Annotated in this window: 10 protein-coding genes and 1 rRNA gene; 10 read left to right on the forward strand and 1 reads right to left on the reverse strand. The window is 71.9% G+C overall.

Features of this window, described 5'->3' with window-relative positions; translation table 11 throughout:
• Nucleotides 1-45 precede the first annotated feature (45 nt).
• Nucleotides 46-1,227, reverse strand: a complete 1,182-nt coding sequence (locus APR03_RS18315) for an ROK family transcriptional regulator (RefSeq protein ID WP_253837881.1) — start codon at nt 1,225-1,227, stop codon at nt 46-48.
• 156 nt (nt 1,228-1,383) lie between these two features.
• On the opposite strand from APR03_RS18315, the gene APR03_RS18320 reads away from it, so the two are divergent.
• The 10 genes from APR03_RS18320 to APR03_RS18365 all read left to right on the forward strand — a co-directional run.
• Nucleotides 1,384-2,865 carry a sugar ABC transporter ATP-binding protein gene (locus APR03_RS18320; protein ID WP_253837883.1) on the forward strand — a complete coding sequence of 494 codons (1,482 nt, stop codon included), beginning with the start codon at nt 1,384-1,386 and terminating at the stop codon, nt 2,863-2,865.
• A 17-nt stretch (nt 2,866-2,882) separates the two neighbouring features.
• Complete coding sequence (locus APR03_RS18325; RefSeq protein WP_253837912.1) at nt 2,883-3,842, forward strand: ABC transporter permease; 960 nt, start codon at nt 2,883-2,885, stop codon at nt 3,840-3,842.
• Between the two features lie 62 nt (nt 3,843-3,904).
• Nucleotides 3,905-4,960 (forward strand): substrate-binding domain-containing protein, encoded by a 1,056-nt coding sequence (locus APR03_RS18330; RefSeq protein ID WP_253837885.1) that lies wholly within the window; start codon nt 3,905-3,907, stop codon nt 4,958-4,960.
• 78 nt (nt 4,961-5,038) lie between these two features.
• Nucleotides 5,039-6,217 carry a Gfo/Idh/MocA family protein gene (locus APR03_RS18335; RefSeq protein ID WP_253837887.1) on the forward strand — a complete coding sequence of 393 codons (1,179 nt, stop codon included), beginning with the start codon at nt 5,039-5,041 and terminating at the stop codon, nt 6,215-6,217.
• Between the two features lie 186 nt (nt 6,218-6,403).
• Complete coding sequence (locus tag APR03_RS18340; RefSeq protein WP_253837889.1) at nt 6,404-12,001, forward strand: ThuA domain-containing protein; 5,598 nt, start codon at nt 6,404-6,406, stop codon at nt 11,999-12,001.
• Between the two features lie 72 nt (nt 12,002-12,073).
• A complete protein-coding gene (locus tag APR03_RS18345) occupies nt 12,074-12,676 on the forward strand; it encodes a hypothetical protein (protein ID WP_253837890.1) in 603 nt (200 codons plus the stop codon).
• Between the two features lie 56 nt (nt 12,677-12,732).
• Nucleotides 12,733-13,734 (forward strand): sugar phosphate isomerase/epimerase family protein, encoded by a 1,002-nt coding sequence (locus APR03_RS18350; RefSeq protein ID WP_253837891.1) that lies wholly within the window; start codon nt 12,733-12,735, stop codon nt 13,732-13,734.
• 90 nt (nt 13,735-13,824) lie between these two features.
• A complete protein-coding gene (locus tag APR03_RS18355; protein ID WP_253837894.1) occupies nt 13,825-16,476 on the forward strand; it encodes a PQQ-dependent sugar dehydrogenase in 2,652 nt (883 codons plus the stop codon).
• Nucleotides 16,476-17,492, forward strand: coding sequence for a sugar phosphate isomerase/epimerase family protein (locus tag APR03_RS18360; RefSeq protein ID WP_253837896.1), 1,017 nt, complete (start codon nt 16,476-16,478; stop codon nt 17,490-17,492). The genes APR03_RS18355 and APR03_RS18360 overlap by 1 nt, the downstream gene beginning before the upstream one ends.
• Nucleotides 17,493-18,167: 675 nt before the next feature.
• A 16S ribosomal RNA gene (locus APR03_RS18365) occupies nt 18,168-18,242 on the forward strand; the annotation flags it as partial.

The raw sequence follows: 18,242 nt of genomic DNA on the forward strand, positions 1-18,242 counted from the left end.
GAGTTCTATCTCGCCCTGGTTCTACTTCGGCGGGGGGAGGGAGGGTTAGGCGACCAGGCGGTCTACCGCCTCCGGGGAGAGGGCCTGGTCCACCGCCATGGCGCTCGCGCCCAGGACGCCGGCCTGCGTGCCGGTGCGGGCCGTCACGATGCGCAGGTGCTGCGTGGCCAGGGGCAGGGACCGCTGGTACACCACCTCGCGGATGCCGGCCACGATGTGCTCGCCCGCATCGGCCAGGATGCCGCCGATCACGATCATCGACGGGTTGAGCAGGCTGACGCTCGTCGCGAGCACGGCGCCGATGTCCCGGCCGGCCTGGCGCACGGCCTGGCTCGCGGCCACGTCGCCCGCGCGGACCATCGTGACGACGTCGGCGGGGGTGGTGGCGCCCTCCAGCCGGTTCGCGACGGCCAGCCCGCTCGCGATCGCCTCCAGGCAGCCGACGTTGCCGCAGCGGCAGACGACGTCGGTCACGCCGGGAACGGCGACGTGCCCGATGTCGCCGGCCGAGCCCTGGGCCCCGCGCCGGAGCGCGCCGTCGGCGATGATGCCCGCACCGATGCCGGTGGCGACCTTGACGAACAGCAGGTCCGCGATGCCGGGCCAGGCGGCGCGGTGCTCGCCCAGCGCCATGATGTTCACGTCGTTGTCCACGAGCACGGGGGCGTGGAAGCCGGCGCCGAGGATGGCGGGCACGTCGGCGTCGTCCCAGCCCGGCATGATCGGCGGGTTGTTGGGGCGGCCCGTCGCGTGCTCGACCGGGCCGGGCAGGCCCACGCCGACGCCGGCGAGCTCGGCGGTCGTGCGGCCGGCCTCGCGCAGCAGCTCCGCGCCGGTCTCGGCCACGCGGGCGAGCACGGACTCCGGCCCGTCGGTGATCAGGAGCGGCAGCTCACGGTGCGCGAGCACGGTAGAGGCGAGGTCGGTCACGGCCAGCCGCGCGTGCGTCGCGCCGAGGTCCACACCCAGCACCACCTGCGCCGACGGGGCGAACGCGAAGGTCGCCGGCGGCCGCCCGCCGGTCGACGTCGCCTCGCCCGCCGGGGCGATGAGGCCCGCCGCCATGAGCAGGTCGATACGCGCCGCCACCGTCGACCGGGCCTGTCCCGTGACGGCGGCGAGATCCGCCCGTGTGCGGGGTTTCCCGTCGCGCAGGAGCTGGAACATGTCGCCCACTCCGGAGACCTTCGGTGCCTGCTGAACCACGTCCCGTGCCACTTCCACCATGCCTCTAGTGAATCATGGCCAACAGAGTCGCGACTTTTGCTTGACGGTCGGCAAAAGTCACTCTACTTTCGAGTCATGGTCGACGCAGACCCCCAACCGACAGAGTCGCCGGCACCGCAACGGGCCGAGCGGACGGCACAGCAACCCTTCCTCGAGATGCGCGGCATCGTGAAGGAGTTCCCCGGCGCGCGGGCGCTCGACGGCGTGGACCTCGAGGTCCGCCCCGGCGAGGTGCACTGCCTGCTGGGCCAGAACGGGGCCGGCAAGTCCACCCTGATCAAGACGCTCGCCGGAGCCCACCAGCCGACGTCGGGCGAGATCCTCATCGACGGCGAGCCCGTCACCATCTCCGACCCCGTCGCCGCGCTCCGGCTCGGGATCGCGACCATCTACCAGGAGCTCGACGTCGTCGACGGACTGACCGTCGCCGAGAACATCTACCTCGGGCACGAGCTCGCGTCCGGCGGCGTGACGCGCCGGGCCGAGGCGGCCCGGAACACCCGGAAGCTCCTCGAGCGGCTCGGGCACACCGAGATCACCCCGCACCGCGAGGTGGGCTCGCTGTCCGCGGCGGGCAAGCAGATCGTGTCGCTGGCCCGGGCCCTCTCGCGCGACGCGCGCGTCGTCATCATGGACGAGCCGTCCGCCGTGCTGGACTCGGAGGAGGTCGGCAACCTCCACCGCATCGTCCGCGAGCTCACGGCCGACGGCGTGGCCGTCGTCTACATCTCGCACCGGCTGGAGGAGATCCGCCAGCTCGGCGACCGCATCACGGTGCTCAAGGACGGCCGCACCGTCGCCGAGAGCCTCGTCGTGGCGGACACGCCCACCGACGACCTGATCAAGCTCATGACGGGCCGCGCGGTCGAGTACGCCTTCCCCGACCGCCCCGGGGTGGCCGAGGACGCGGCACCGGTGCTGGAGGTCGAGGACCTCGCGCTCGGCGGCGTCTTCTCGGACGTCTCCCTGACGGTGCGCGCCGGTGAGATCGTCGGGCTGGCGGGGCTCGTGGGCTCGGGCCGCTCCGAGATCCTGGAGACGATCTACGGGGCGCGGCGGGCGACGTCGGGCACCGTGCGCGTGGGCGGCAAGCGCCTGCGCGGCGGGGTCGACGCCGCGGTGGCCGCAGGCATCGGGCTGTGCCCCGAGGAGCGCAAGAGCCAGGGTCTGCTCCTGGACGAGCCCGTGTACCGCAACATCACGCTGTCGACCTTCGCGCGCACGGCGCGTGCGGGGCTGCTCGACGAGAAGGCGGAGCGCGCCGCGGCGCGCGAGCAGGTCGAGGCCCTCGACCTGCGTCCCGCGTCCGTGGAGCGGCACGCACGCACGCTCTCCGGCGGCAACCAGCAGAAGGCGCTCCTGGCGCGCTGGCTCGTGCACGGGTGCCGCGTGCTCCTGCTCGACGAGCCCACCCGGGGCGTCGACGTCGGGGCGCGCGCCGAGATCTACACCCTGATCCGCCGGCTGGCCGACGACGGCGCCGCCGTGATCGTCGTGTCCAGCGAGATCCCCGAGGTGCTCGGGCTCGCGGACCGGGTGCTGGTCATCTCCGACGGAAAGGCGGTCCACGAGGGTCCCGCCGGCGAAATCGACGAGCACGCCGTGCTCGACCTGGTCATGGAAGGAAGTGTGGCGTGAGCCAACGTTCGGCCCTCATGGGTCCGGCCCTGCGGATGGGCGGCCTGGTGCTCGCCCTCGTCCTGCTCGTGGTCGTCGGTGTGGCGACCGGCGGCGAGCGGTTCTGGAGCACGGGCAACCTCATCACGGTCCTGAGCCTCGCGGCCGTGACCGGCGTGGTGAGCATCGGCATGACGTTCGTCATCACCTCGGGCGGCATCGACCTGTCGGTCGGCGCCGTGGTCGGGCTGGCGTCCGTCTGGGCCTCGACCCTGGCGACCCAGTACGCGGCCCAGGACTACGGCTGGTGGGTCATCGTGGTCACCGCGCTGGCCGTCGGCCTCGTCGCGGGCCTCGTGAACGGCGCGCTCGTCGCGTACGGCAAGGTCCCCGCGTTCATCGCGACGCTGGCCATGCTCGCGGCGGCCCGCGGTCTCGCGGAGATCATCGCCGGCCGCCGGACCCAGGTCATCCGCGACGTGGAGCCCTTCTTCGACGTGTTCCAGTCGCGGCCCCTGGGCGTGCCCACGATCGTGTGGATCTTCGTCGTCGTCGCGGCCGCCGGCTGGTTCCTGCTGAACCGCACCACGTTCGGCCGCCGTACCGTCGCGGTGGGCGGCAACCCCGAGGCCTCGCGCCTCGCGGGCATCAAGATCAAGCGGCACACCCTGTACCTGTACGGGATCGCGGGCCTCACCGCCGGCATCGGCGCCGTGATCCTCCTGGCCCGCACGACGGCCGGCTCGTCGACGCACGGCACGCTCCTGGAGCTTGACGCCATCGCGGCGGTCGTCGTCGGCGGCACCCTCCTGGCGGGCGGCCGCGGCACCATCACGGGCACCGTCCTGGGCGTCCTCATCTTCTCGACGCTCACCAACGTGTTCGTCCTCAACAACCTCGACAGCTCGGTACAGGCGATCGCCAAGGGCGCGATCATCGTCGTCGCCGTGCTGCTGCAGCAGTGGTTCGCCGCGCGGGAGAAGGTCACGAGCACGTGAGCCCGCGCGACACCCCGTCCCCGACAACCCAGCAGTTCCAGCCCGGATCAAGGGAGATCACCATGTCCTCGACCATCGTCCGCCCGCGCCGCGTCGCCGGCGCCTTCGCCGCCACCGCGGCAGCGGCCCTCCTCCTGACGGGTTGCGTCAGCAACGAGCCTCGCGAGAGCGAGGACGACGCCGCGACCGGTCCCGTCGCCGTCACCGAGAACGACGAGCCCGGCGACGAGGTCGTCATCGGCTTCTCCGCCCCCGCCGCCGACCACGGCTGGATGGGTGCCATCACCGCCGCCGCCCGGGCGGAGGCCGAGAAGTACGAGGACGTCACCCTCCAGGTGGCCGAGGGCACCAACGACGTCAACGTGCAGATCAGCCAGATCGAGGGCTTCATCGACCAGGGCGTCGACGCCATCGTGCTGCTGCCGTTCGACGGCGCCGCCCTGACCGACGTGGCCCTGGAGGCCATGGAGGCAGGCATCCCGGTCATCAACGTGGACCGCGAGTTCACCAGCCCGTTCGCCGCCCGCTCCACCGTGCTGGGCGACAACTACGGCATGGGCGTCAGCGCCGGCACCTACATCTGCGAGCAGCTCGGCGACAACCCGGATGCCGTGGTCGCCGAGATCGCCGGCATCGACTCGCTGCCGCTGACGCAGGACCGCAGCCAGGGCTTCGAGGACGCGCTGGACGACTGCGGGCTCGACGTCGACGCGCGCGTCGCCGCCGAGTTCACGGTCGAGTCGGGCGAGGAGCAGACGGCGAACCTGCTCTCGGCCGAGCCCGAGATCGACGCCATCTGGAACCACGACGACGACCAGGGCATCGGCGTGCTGGCCGCCATCGAGAACGCGGGCCGCGACGAGTTCTTCCTCGTGGGCGGCGCGGGCTCCAAGAACATGATGGACCTCATCCAGTCCGGTGACAGCGTGGTCCAGGCCACCGTCATCTACCCCTCCACCCAGGCCGCGGACGGCGTGAAGCTGGCCCGCCTCGTCGCCCAGAACAAGACCGTGAGCGACCTCGCCTCGATCGGCGTGCCGCGCCAGGTCCAGCTCTACGCGCCCGTCGTGACGGCGGACAACGTGGAGGAGTTCCTGCCCATCGGCTTCGACTCCTGACGCGGTGACGCACAGGACGACCACGCACGCCCGCGGCGTGCGACACGGCAGGACGACGACAGTGGGGGGAGGCGCGGGATGAGCAGCGGGAACAACGAGCTCGGCGTCGGCATGGTCGGCTACGCGTTCATGGGGGCGGCACACTCGCAGGCCTGGCGCACGGCGCCGCGGTTCTTCGACCTGGCGCTCGCGCCGCGCATGCGCGCGGTGGCGGGCCGGGACGAGACCGCGGTCCGTGCGGCGGCCGACCGGTTGGGCTGGGACGAGGCAGTGGTGGGCTGGCAGAGCCTGCTCACCCGGGACGACATCGACCTCGTGGACGTGTGCACCCCGGGTGACACGCACGCCGAGATCGCGGTCGCGGCGCTGGAGGCGGGCAAGCACGTGCTGTGCGAGAAGCCGCTGGCGAACAGCGTGGCCGAGGCCGAGGCGATGGTGGCGGCCGCGGACGCGGCCGCCGAGCGGGGCGTGCGTGCGATGGTGGGCTTCACCTACCGTCGCGTGCCCGCCATCGCGCTGGCGCGCCGGCTCGTCGAGCAGGGCCGGATCGGGCAGGTGCGGCACGTGCGCGCGCAGTACCTGCAGGACTGGATCGCCGACCCGCAGGCGCCGATGTCGTGGCGCCTGGACAAGCAGAAGGCCGGCTCGGGGGCGCTGGGCGACATCGGCGCCCACGTCGTGGACCTCGCGCAGTACATCACCGGCGAGTCGCTCACCGGGGTGACCGGGCTGCTGGAGACGTTCGTGCACGAACGCCCGGAGGCCTCGGCCTCCTCGGGCCTGTCCGGGGTGGCCGACACGGGCCGGACCGGCACCGTCACGGTGGACGACGCCGCGGTCTTCCTCGGCAAGCTGTCCGGTGGCGGGCTGGCGACCTTCGAGGCGACGCGGTTCGCCTGGGGCCGCAAGAACGCGATCCGGCTGGAGGTCAACGGGTCGGAGGGGTCGCTGGCCTTCGACTTCGAGGACATGAACCTGCTGCACTTCTTCGACGCGTCGGACGACCCGGCGACGGCGGGCTTCCGGCGGATCGTCGTCACGGAGCCGGAGCACCCCTACGGCGGGGCGTGGTGGCCGCCGGGGCACGGCCTCGGCTACGAGCACGCGTTCACGCACCAGGTGGTCGACCTCGTCGGTGACCTGGCGGCAGGGAAGCAGCCGACGCCGTCGTTCACCGACGGCCTCGGCGTCCAGCGGGTGCTCGACGCCGTGGAGCGCAGCGCCGCCGCGGGGGGCGGGTGGGTGTCCCTGACCTGATCCACCGGCCCACGCCGGCGGTGTCGCCGGCGTGGGCCTTCGTGCCCGGGACGTAGAAAGCGCTGTCCCGGGCGGCTGCACGAGCAGGACCAGCACGACGCACGACCGGCACGACCGCACCACCAGCATGACGGCACCACCAGCACCACAGCACGAGCACTGACCCGACTCGACGAGGAGCCACAGGTGAGAAACGTGCAACGAGAACGCCGCGTCCTGCGGTCGGTGGTCGCGGCCGCCACCGCGACCGCGCTCGGCGTCCCGGCCGCGCTGGTCGCGGCCGCCGGACCCGCAGCCGCCGCACCCGCCACGGCGCAGGCCGCGGCACCCGCAGCGGCCGAGGAGACCTTCGACGCCCTCGTCTTCTCGAAGACGGCGGGCTTCCGGCACGGGTCGATCCCGGTCGGCATCGAGGCCATCACCCAGCTGGGTGCGGCCCACGACTTCACGGTGACGGCCACCGAGGACGCGAGCGTCTTCTCGGACGAGGGCCTGGCCGGCTACGAGGTGGTCGTCTTCCTGTCCACGACGGGCGACGTGCTCGACGCCGGGCAGCAGGAGGCCTTCGAGCGGTACATCCAGGGCGGCGGGGGCTACGCGGGCATCCACGCGGCGTCCGACACCGAGTACGACTGGCCCTGGTACGGCGACCTCGTGGGCGCCTACTTCAGCTCCCACCCGCAGAACCAGGACGCGACGATCAAGGTCGAGGACCACGACCACGTCTCGACGGCGCACCTGCCGCAGCGGTGGGACCGGCACGACGAGTGGTACAACTTCCGCACCAACCCGCGCGACCAGGTGCACGTGCTCGCCTCCCTGGACGAGACGTCCTACTCCGCCGGTACGGGCGCGATGGGGGCGGAGCACCCGATCGCCTGGTGCCAGGACTACGACGGCGGGCGGTCCTGGTACACGGGCGGCGGGCACACCGACGCCTCGTACGCCGAGCCGGAGTTCCTCGAGCACCTGCTGGGCGGCCTGCGGACGGCGGCGGGCGTCGTCGACTCCGACTGCGCCGCGACGCAGAGCGACAGCTACGAGATGGTGCCGCTCGACGAGGACACCGCCAACCCGATGATGCTGGACGTGGCCCCCGACGGCACCGTGTTCTACGTCGAGCGGGACGGCCGGGTCCAGGTGATCGACCCCGGGACGAACACCACGAGCACCGCGGTGACGTTGTCGGTCACGCAGTCCAACGAGGACGGCCTGACCGGTGTCGTGCTCGACCCGGACTTCGCCACCAACGGCTGGATCTACCTGTTCTGGTCCCCGGAGGACGTCGGCGACGACGGCCCGCACAACCGGGTCTCGCGGTTCGACTACGACGCGGCCGCCGGCACGATCGACCCGGCCACCGAGGAGACCGTGCTGGTCATCCCGACGCAGCGCCAGACGTGCTGCCACGCGGGCGGCGACATGGTCTTCGACGGCGACGGCAACCTGTACGTGGCCACCGGTGACAACACGAACCCCTTCGAGTCCCAGGGCTACGCGCCGCTGGACGAGCGGGCCGGGCGGGCGAACTACGACTCGCAGCGCACCTCGGCCAACAGCAACGACCTGCGGGGCAAGGTGCTGCGCATCACGCCGCAGGACGACGGTTCCTACACGGTCCCCGAGGGCAACATGTTCGCCCCGGGCACGGCGGACACGCTGCCGGAGATCTACGCGATGGGCTTCCGCAACCCGTTCCGGATCGGCGTCGACCCGGCGACCGGCAACGTGCTGGTCGCCGACTACGGTCCGGACGCGGGGTCGGCCAGCCCGACGCGCGGCCCGGCCGGGACGGTCGAGTGGAACGTGGTGAGCGAGCCCGGGTTCTACGGCTGGCCGTACTGCACGGGGGCGAACAACGCCTACGTCGACTACGACTTCGCGACGGGACAGTCGGGGGCGGCGTTCGACTGCGCGGGCGGCCCGGTGAACGACTCGCCGAACAACACCGGGATCTCGCAGCTGCCCGCGGCCGTCGAGGCGGAGGTCTGGTACGGCTACGGCACCAACCCGCTGTTCCCCGAGATCGGCGGCGGTGGTGCGCCGATGGGCGGCCCGGTCTACTCCTACGACCCGGAGCTGGAGTCCGACGTCAAGTGGCCGGCCTACTGGGACGGCAAGGCACTGTTCGGGGAGTGGAACCAGGGCCGGATGTACTCGTTCCAGCTCGCGGGCGAGCAGCGGGACGACCTCGTGGACATCAACCGGGTGCTGCCCGGCATCTTCGACCCGGCCACCGGCTTCGACCGGCCGATGGACTTCGACTTCGGGCCCGACGGCGCCCTGTACGTCGTGGACTGGGGCTCCGGGTTCGGCGGCAACAACGACAGCTCCGGCGTGTACAAGGTCAACTACGTCAAGGGTGACCCCGCGCCGATCGCGCAGGCCTCCGCCGACGTGACCGACGGCCTGGCGCCGCTGACCGTGCAGTTCTCCTCGGAGGGCACGCGGCACCCGGCCGGGGAGCCGCTCACGCTGCAGTGGACCTTCGGCGACGGCTCGGAACCCACCACCGAGGCCCACCCGACCCACACGTACACCGAGAACGGCCGCTACACGGCGCAGCTCGTCGCGACCGACCCCGCCGGGCAGACCGGCGTGGCGAACGTGACGGTCGTGGTGGGCAACATCGCCCCCGAGGTGTCGATCTCCTTCCCCGACAACGGCGGGTTCTTCGAGTGGGGCGACCAGGTCCGCTACGAGATCGCGGTGGACGACCCGGACGGCGAGGTCACCTGTGCGGACGTCTCGCTGTTCACCTCCCTGGGCCACGACTCGCACGCCCACCCGTTCGACGAGCTGACCGGGTGCGAGGGCGTCATCCAGACGGCCCGCGACGAGGGCCACGGGATCGAGTCGAACATCTTCTGGGTGATCGAGGCCTTCTACACCGACGACGGCGGCGCGGCGGGCGCCCCGCTGACCGCGACCGACCTCCAGGTGCTGCAGCCCAAGCTGGTGCAGTCGGAGTTCTTCACCGGCACGGGCCGCGCCGACGGCATCGGTGACGGCGCCGGAGACCCGGGCGTCCAGGTCGAGCAGACGGGCGACACCGCCGGGGGCGGGCAGAACATCGGGTTCATCGAGCCGGGCGACTACTGGGCGCACGAGCCGGTGAGCCTGGCGAACGTCGACGCGATCTCGCTGCGTGCGGCCTCCGGGGCCGGCGGGGGAGAGGTGTCGCTGCGCTGGGACGCACCGGACGGTCCGGAGATCGGCCGCATCACCGTCCCGGACACCGGCGGCTGGCAGCAGTACACGGACGTCGCCACGCAGCTGACGAACGTGCCGTCGGGCTCGGGCTCGCTGCACCTCGTGCTGCTCTCCGGCGGCATCAACGCCAACTGGATGGAGATCGACGGGCGCGGCGTCACGGACAACGAGCGGCCCGAGGTCGTGCTCACGGTCGACCCGCTCGCGGGCGACGCGCCGCTGACCGTGACCGCCACGGCCGAGGCCACCGACCCGGACGGGGCGGGAGACCTGACCTACGCCTGGGACGCCGGGCTGGGTGACGGGTTCGTCGACGGCACGTCGGCGTTCGAGCACACCTACGACGATCCGGGCACCTACCGGCTCCAGGTGCGCGTCACCGACGAGGGCGGTGCCTACGCGGTCGAGTACGCCACGGTCGAGGTGGCCGGGATCACCCCGGAGCCGGAGCTGTGCCTGTCGGGCCGGTCGGACGACTTCCTCGGTGCCGACCTCGACCCGGACCGCTGGACGGTGCAGGACCGCAACCAGGACCTGCGGGTCGCCGAGGGCGCCCTCACCATCCCGGCGAGCGTCACGGACTTCTACGGGACGAACAACGTCACCGTGCCGAACCTGGTGCTCCAGGACCTGCCCGACGGCCCGTTCACCGCGACGGCGAAGGTCACGATCCCCGCCTACGCGCAGTACCAGCAGGCCGGTCTGCTGATCTACGGCGACGCGGACAACTACGCGAAGATGGTGGTCCAGGGCCGTTCGGCACCTGCCGACCCGGCCACGCGCGTCTTCCAGTACATCCGGGAGGAGGCCGGTGCGCCGAACGAGGTCGGGGACTCGAACACCGCGGCTCTCGGGGCGGCGTACCCGGACACCGTGTTCGTGCGCCTGGCCAGCAGCGACGGTGAGGACCTGACGGCGTCCTACTCGGCGGACGGCGTCACCTTCACGGCCATGCCGCAGACCAAGTTGCTCGCCGGCATCGACGACCCACGGATCGGGCTCGTCGCGCTCGCGGGCTCGGGCTCGGCGGCCGAGGTCGTGGACGCCCGGTTCGACTGGTTCCACATCACCCCGGACGACACGGCGGCCGCGCCCGGTGCGGCCGACGAGTTCGACGGCGACGCGCTCGACGGCTGCCGCTGGGACGTCGTGCGCGAGGACCCGGCGGGCTACCGGGTGACCGGTGGCGCGCTGGAGATCGACACGACCGCCACCGACATCTACACGGGGAACAACACCGGCACGCCGAACATCGTCGTGCAGGACCTGCCGGACGACGACTGGACCGTCGAGACCCGGGTGGACGGGTCGGACTTCGACCAGCAGTACCAGCAGGGCGGTCTCATCGTGTACGGGGACGACGACAACTACGTCAAGCTCGACCTCGTGACCGACAACGCGGCGGGCTCCCCGGTCGCGCAGCGCCTCGAGCTGCGCAGCGAGGTCGGCTCCGTGGTGCAGGACCCGCAGCCGAACGTGAACGAGCTCACGTCCGGCGTGTGGCACCTGCGCCTGTCGAAGGTGGGGTCGACCTTCACCGGCGAGTACAGCGCGGACGGCGAGGAGTGGACGGCGCTCGGCCAGCCGGTGACCCATGACGGCCTGGAGGGTGCGCGGGTGGGGCTGTTCGCGCTCGGTGCCGCCCAGCAGTCGGCCGCCACGGCGTCGTTCGACTACTTCCGGACCGTCACGGCCGACGAGCCGCTCGAGGTGACCGGCTCGCTGTCACCCACCGAGCCGGACGGTCCGGACGGCCAGTGGCTCGGACCGGTGACCGTCACCGTGGGGACGACCGGTGGTCCGGCCGGCGCCGCGGTGCTCCGGGAGGTCGACGTCGACGGCGGCGGCTGGACCGAGTACACGACGCCGCTGGAGATCACGGCCCCCGGCGCCCACACCGTGCAGGTGCGGGCCTCGGTGGACGGCGTGACCGTGGTGGGCGAGACGCTCACGTTCACGATCGCGGCACCCGACGTCGCCGAGGCGACGCCGGGCGTCGAGATCGTCCAGCCGACGTGCACCTACGACCGCTCGGGAGCGGAGGTCGTCACGAACGGCGCCCTGGTCACCGCCGAGGTGGAGGGCGTGCGGTCCTACGTGGTGCGGGAGTGGGTCGACGGCGCCGCCGGCGACCTCGTGACCGACCTGGACGACCTCGCTCCCGGCAGGTACCGCGTCGCGGCCCGGCCCGCCGACGGGTACGTCCTCGTCGCCGACGGAGGCTGGCGGCTCAACGCCGCCGGGCTCGCCGTGCTGTTCGTGACGCTCGACCAGCCGGAGTGCCCGGACCCGAGCACCCCGGACGTCGTGGTCGAGGCGGCGACGTGCGACGCCGGCGGGTCGATCACGCCGGTCGCGCTGCCCGGGGTGCGCAGCTACGTCGTGCACCGCTGGGTGGACGGCGAGGCGGACGGCAAGCCGCGTGACCTGCGCGACCTCGCCCCGGGCGACTACCGGGTGATCGCCACGCCGGCCAAGGGCACCGAGCTCACGCCGGCCGGGGACTGGGTGCTCAGCCCGTCCGGCAAGGCCTACGTGATCGTGACCGTCGAGGAGAGCTGCGACCGATAGACCCCGGGGGCGTGCACCGGTCACCCGGTGCACGCCCCGTCGGGCCCTCGAGGGCCGGAGAGGAACACGGACATGGAACGGTTCACACGCGTCGGCGCGGCGCTGCTGCTGGCGCTCGGCCTCGCCGCCGGGCCCGCCGCCGCGGTCCCGGCCGCGGCGCACGGCGGCAAGATCGACATCGAGCTCGGCACCGACGGCGCCGGCGGCGTCTCCGCGGCGGTGACCTGGGTGGCCGACGGGCACCCCGTCGAGGAGTCGGCCGTCGTGGTCGTACGGGGGGTCTCCGACGACGGCGAGAAGGTCGGCCCCGTCACGCTCGTCTCCGCGTCGGAGGGCGTGGGCTGGTACCGCTCGGAGCCCGCCCTGCTCGGCGAGGGGCACTGGACCCTGACCGCGCGGATGAAGGAGCCGGGCAGGGCGTCGGTGGAGGCACAGGTCGACGTCGTCGCGCCGGCCGCACCGCCGTCCGCACCGTCGTCCGCGAGCGCGGGACCCCGGCAGGACCCGCCCGAGCCGTCCGTACCGGGCGCCGACCCCGGGGCGGACGCCGCCGCGTCGTCGTCCGGGGACGGTCCGCCGCCGTCGGGCGGCCTGCCGGGATGGGCGGGCTGGGCGCTGGCGGCGCTCGTCGCCGCGGGCGCGGCCGTCGTCCTGCTGCGGCGGCGGACGACCTGACCGAAGACCGAAGGGCACGACCGGCACCGCCGGATCGTCAGGCACAGGAGGAAAAAATGGCACGACCGATCACCCTGTTCACCGGCCAGTGGGCCGACCTGCCGCTCGAGGAGGTGGCCCGTCTCGCCTCGGAATGGGGTTACGACGGACTGGAGCTCGCCTGCTGGGGCGACCACCTGGACCCGTGGCGCTGGGACGACGACGAGTACGTCGCCGGGCGCCTCGAGCTCCTGGAACGGCACAACCTCAAGGTGTGGGCGATCTCCAACCATCTCAAGGGGCAGGCCGTCTGTGACGACCCGATCGACCAGCGGCACCGCGACATCGTCTCGGACCGTGTCTGGGGCGACGGCGACCCCGAGGGCGTGCGGCAGCGCGCCGCGGAGGAGATGAAGAACACCGCGCGGCTGGCCGCCAAGCTGGGCGTGAAGACCGTCATCGGGTTCACCGGCTCCGCGATCTGGAAGTACGTGGCGATGTTCCCCCCGGTGTCCGACGCCGCGATCGAGGCGGGCTACCAGGACTTCGCCGACCGCTGGAACCCCATCCTCGACGTGTTCGACGAGGTGGGCGTCAAGTTCGCCCACGAGGTGCACCCCAGCGAGATCGCCTACGACTACTGGACCACCGTGCGCACCCTGGAGGCCATCGGCCACCGCGAGGCCTTCGGCCTCAACTGGGACCCCAGCCACATGGTCTGGCAGGACCTGGACCCGGTCAGCTTCCTCTGGGACTTCAAGGACCGGATCTACCACGTCGACTGCAAGGACACGAAGAAGCGCATGACCAACGGCCGCAACGGCCGCATGGGCTCCCACCTGCCGTGGGCGGACCCCCGCCGCGGCTGGGACTTCGTGTCGACCGGGCACGGCGACGTCCCCTGGGAGGACGCGTTCCGCATGCTCAACACGATCGGCTACGACGGCCCGATCTCCGTGGAGTGGGAGGACGCCGGGATGGACCGCCTGGTCGGTGCCCCGGAGGCCCTCCAGTTCGTGCGCTCCCACGCGTACGACGCGCCGGACGCGGCGTTCGACGCCGCGTTCTCGACGCGCTGACCTGACCGAAGGATGACCGGGCCCCGGACGAACGGGAAGCGCACGAGGCCCGGTCGGCGTGACGAGACTCGACGAGGAGCTGCATCACGTATGAAGACTATCCATGCCCGCGCCCACGCCCGGCCGCGGCGGACCGTCGCGGCGCTCGCCGCGACCGCCCTGGCCGGCGGCGCGCTGCTGGCCCTGCCGACGGCGTCCGCCCACGAGGGGCACGACGCGGCGGCGGCCGCCGACACCGACTGGGGCAACTACGAGAAGATCCTGCTCACCAAGGACGTCGGCGAGCCGATCGACATGGCGGTGCTGCCCGACCAGCGCGTGATCCACACGGCCCGGGACGGCTCCGTGCGCCTGACCGACCCGGCCACGGGCGTCACCCGCGTCGTCAACACCCTCGACGTCTACGCCAGCTCGGAGGACGGCCTGCAGGGCATCGCCCTCGCACCCGACTTCGCGGAGAGCAACCAGGTGTACCTGGTCTACGCCCCGCGGGACGCCGACGGCGACGGCGCGGCCGACACGCCGTCCGGCAACGCCCCCAACGCCCTGCCCGCGGGCGAGGACGACAGCTACTGGGACCGGTGGGTGGGCGTGAACCGGCTGGCACGGTACACGTGGACGGGCGACTCGCTCGACCTCGACTCGGAGCAGCCGATCCTCGACATCGAGGTGCAGCGCGGCCAGTGCTGCCACGTCGGCGCGGACATCGACTTCGACGGCGAGGGCAACCTCTACCTGTCCACCGGCGACAACACGCCCGCGGGCACCCCCGGCGCCAACGGCTACGCGCCGAACAACGACGCCCCGGGCATGAACCCCGGCTTCGACTCCCGGCGTGGTGCGGGCAGCACGAACGACCTGCGCGGCAAGATCCTCCGGATCGCCGTGAAGGACGACATCCCCGCCGGCACCCCGCCGGGCGAGGGCAGCACCTACGACATCCCCGCGGGCAACCTCTTCGCGCCCGGCACGGAGGGCACGCGCCCGGAGATCTTCGTGATGGGCGTGCGCAACCCGTTCCGCATCGAGGTGGACCCGCAGACCGACTCGCTCTCCTGGGGCGACTACGGTCCCGACGCCGGTGCCGCGGACGCGAACCGCGGGCCCATGGGCTACGTGGAGTGGAACGTCGTGGGCCTCGACGACCCGCACAACGCCGGCTGGCCCTACTGCCACGGCCCGAACGCCGCCTACAACGAGTGGAACTTCGAGACCGCCTCCCCGCGGGAGTTCTTCGACTGCGCCGCACCGCGGAACACCTCCCGGTGGAACACGGGCCTCACCGACCTCCCGCCCGCCCGCGCCGCCACGCTCTACTACGGCGACCAGCCCGGACAGCAGCCCCGCGACGAGCTCGTGAACTTCGGCGCGGGCACCGGCCAGGCACCCATGGGCGGCCCCGTCTACCACTACGACCCCGAGAGCACCGCCCCCGGAAAGCTCCCCGAGCACTGGGACGGCAAGGCGTTCCTCGGCGAGTTCTCGCAGGACTACTACGCGGCCCTGTCCGTGGACTGGGAGACGCACGAGGTCGGCGACATCGAGGACTTCTTCCCCAACGCGGCGCTCGCGGCCGCCGGGATGCCGGCCAACGACAACCCGATGGACCTGGAGTTCGGGCCCGACGGGTCGCTCTACGTGCTGGAGTACGGCGACGGCTTCTTCCGGGCCAACCCGGACGCCGGCCTCTACCGGATCGACTACGCCGAGGGCAACAAGGCGCCGCAGGCCGCGTTCACGGCCACCCCGGCGTCGTCCTCGGCCGCACCCCTGGAGGTCTCGTTCGACGCGAGCGCGTCGGGCGACCCCGACGGCGACGCCCTCACCTACGAGTGGGACGTCGACGGCGACGGGACCTTCGACCTGACCGGGCCCGAAATCACCCACACCTACACGGAGCTCGGCGTCTACACGGCGCGCCTGCGCGTCACCGACGGCTCCGGGAAGCGCGGGCTCACCTCGACGTCGATCAGCGTCGGCAACCAGGCACCCGAGATCACCGTCGACCTCCCGGCCGACGGCGGTTTCTTCGACTGGGGCGACGAGGTCCCGTTCCAGGTGACCACGAACGACGCCGAGGACGGCACCGAGACGGTCTGCGAGCGTGTCGCCTGGTCCTACGGGCTCGGGCACGACGAGCACGCCCACCCGGAGGTCTCGGGCACGGGCTGCACGGGCGTCTTCCCGACCGACCCCAACTCCCCGGAGCACGGCGAGGGCGCGCACCTGTACGGCGCCGTCGTCATCACCTACACCGACGACGGCGCCAACGGCCTGCCGCCGGCGGCCGGCGAGGCCACCCTGCGCCTGAACCCGAAGCTGCAGCAGGCCGAGCACGCCGAGGTCACCGGGGCCGAGGTGGTCGAGGACGAGACGGCCTCGGCGGGCGCGTACGTGGCAGGCCTGGGCAAGCGGGACTCGCTCGCGCTCGACCGGGTGAGCCTCGCGGGGATCGACGGTGTCACCGCCGCGGTGCGGGGCAAGGGCCGGCTCGAGCTGCGCTGGGGCTCGCCCACGGCGAAGCCGTTCGCGACCGCCCAGGTGGGCAAGGCCCGCGACTGGACCGACCTCGGCCTGTCGTTCCGCGCCCGCACGGGCACCGGGACGCTCTACGTCACCGCGACGGGCGCCCTCGACGTGGACACACTGACCATGATGGGTGAGGGCGTCGGGACGCCCCCGGCCGCCGCAGAGAGCTCCACCGGCCCGTCCGGGGCCGGTCGGACCGAAGGAGAGCAGTGATGGAATCACGCACTGACGTCAACCGCAGGAACTTCCTGAGGCTGGCCGGCGGCACCGTGGCCGTGGGTGCGGCGACCCTCGCCGGCGCCGGTCTCGCGGGCAGCGCGGCGGCCTCGACGGTGGCCGCCGGGCACGGGCCCAGGCCCGGTCACGGGCCCGGCAAGGGCCGCGTGCTCGTCCCGGCGGGCAACATCGGCATCCAGCTGTACTCGATCCGGGACAAGGTGTCCTCGCTCGGCTTCCGCGTCGTGTTCGAGCGCCTGGCGGACATGGGGTACGCGGAGATCGAGTTCGCCGGGTACACGCAGGGCTCGGTCGGGGCGATCACGCCCCAGCAGATCCGGGAGCTGCTGGACGACAACGGCCTGCGTGCCGTCGGCTCGCACCGCGGCATCGGGGACTTCGCGAGCAACATGGAGCAGGAGCTCGACATCGCCGAGATCCTCGGCATGGAGCACATCGGCACCGCGCAGGCACCGACGAACGACAACACGGTGTCCGGCTACCTCGCCGCCGCCGAGCAGTTCAACGGCTTCGGGGAGGCGGCGTCCGCCCGCGGGCTGAAGTTCTACCAGCACAACCACGACGGCGAGTTCCGCTTCGCCACCGACGACCCGGAGGTGCGCCTCTACGACGTCTTCTACGACAACACGGACCCGCGGACGGTCTTCCTCGAGATGGACGTGTTCTGGGCCTTCGTGGGTCAGCACCGGTACCCCGGCTTCGAGCCGGTGGACTACATCAAGCGCAACCCGCACCGCTACCCGCTGCTGCACCTCAAGGACGGCGAGGTCAACCCCGAGAGCGAGCAGGGGTACGACATGGTGGAGTTCGGCATCGGCGACCTGCCGTACACCGAGTTCCTGTCGGCGCTCCCGGGCGGCGGACGGCGACACGGCATCTGGGAGCAGGACAACGCGGCCCAGGTGCCGGCGCCCGGCTACCCGGCGGACTCGTTCGGGAACGCCGAGCGGTCGTACGACGAGGTGCGTGCGCTGCGCGGGAAGCGCTGCTGACGGCGGGGACCTCTCGCTGAGCACCCCGGGGTGCGGCCGGCATCGCCGGCCGCACCACCCTCGCTCGTCTCCCGCTCGTCTCCCGGTGGCCCGGGTCACACAGGCCGCCCGACGGCGCCCACCCGACCGCTAGGAACGGCTCTGACCTGCGAAAACGTGGTGTGCTCCAGGACACCACGGCCGAGTTGGCGCAGACGCGGGATCGTGTGTAATGTTCTCCAGGTCAGCCCGACGGGCAGACGGACACGAGGGGCCGGAGACGGACCGAGTGGCCGCGCCGGGGCTGGAACCCACAACGCAGGATCGAGGAACTTCGTGTTCCCCGGAATCGGTGTGGTGCCATTTTCGGCAGGCAGGTTGGAATTCCTTCCAGTTCTGAGAACGGAAGCGAATTTGATCGGCCGAAAGAATCTGGTAGATTAGAGGAACTGCCCCGGGCAGGGAAACGGTCGGAAAGATTGTGTTCCTGACGGTGTGCGTCGGTTGTTTGAGAACTCAACAGTGTGCTTGATAGTCAATGCCAAATTTTATGGCTCTCGTTGGCTTCGTGGCGTGCCCGGTCGGGTGCGTGCGGGTTGGACGGGGGTCTTGTTTTTGGATCGGATCATGCCAGTTTGGTTGTGGTCTGGCCAGTATCATTGTTCGCACGCATGTTGTGTGTGTGGATGTTTCTCTTTTACGGAGAGTTTGATCCTGGCTCAGGACGAACGCTGGCGGCGTGCTTAACACATGCAAGTCGAACGGTGAAGC

Source organism: Promicromonospora thailandica (assembly GCF_024171955.1).
GTDB classification, from domain to species: Bacteria; Actinomycetota; Actinomycetes; order Actinomycetales; family Cellulomonadaceae; genus Promicromonospora; species Promicromonospora thailandica.

Excerpts from the sequence above, each read along its gene's own strand:
- APR03_RS18315 (WP_253837881.1), bottom strand. The coding sequence starts at position 1,227 with ATGGTGGAAGTGGCACGGGACGTGGTTCAGCAGGCACCGAAGGTCTCC.
- APR03_RS18325 (WP_253837912.1), top strand. The coding sequence starts at position 2,883 with ATGGGTCCGGCCCTGCGGATGGGCGGCCTGGTGCTCGCCCTCGTCCTG.
- APR03_RS18335 (WP_253837887.1), top strand. The coding sequence starts at position 5,039 with ATGAGCAGCGGGAACAACGAGCTCGGCGTCGGCATGGTCGGCTACGCG.
- APR03_RS18320 (WP_253837883.1), top strand. The coding sequence starts at position 1,384 with ATGCGCGGCATCGTGAAGGAGTTCCCCGGCGCGCGGGCGCTCGACGGC.
- APR03_RS18330 (WP_253837885.1), top strand. The coding sequence starts at position 3,905 with ATGTCCTCGACCATCGTCCGCCCGCGCCGCGTCGCCGGCGCCTTCGCC.
- APR03_RS18355 (WP_253837894.1), top strand. The coding sequence starts at position 13,825 with ATGAAGACTATCCATGCCCGCGCCCACGCCCGGCCGCGGCGGACCGTC.
- APR03_RS18360 (WP_253837896.1), top strand. The coding sequence starts at position 16,476 with ATGGAATCACGCACTGACGTCAACCGCAGGAACTTCCTGAGGCTGGCC.
- APR03_RS18345 (WP_253837890.1), top strand. The coding sequence starts at position 12,074 with ATGGAACGGTTCACACGCGTCGGCGCGGCGCTGCTGCTGGCGCTCGGC.
- APR03_RS18350 (WP_253837891.1), top strand. The coding sequence starts at position 12,733 with ATGGCACGACCGATCACCCTGTTCACCGGCCAGTGGGCCGACCTGCCG.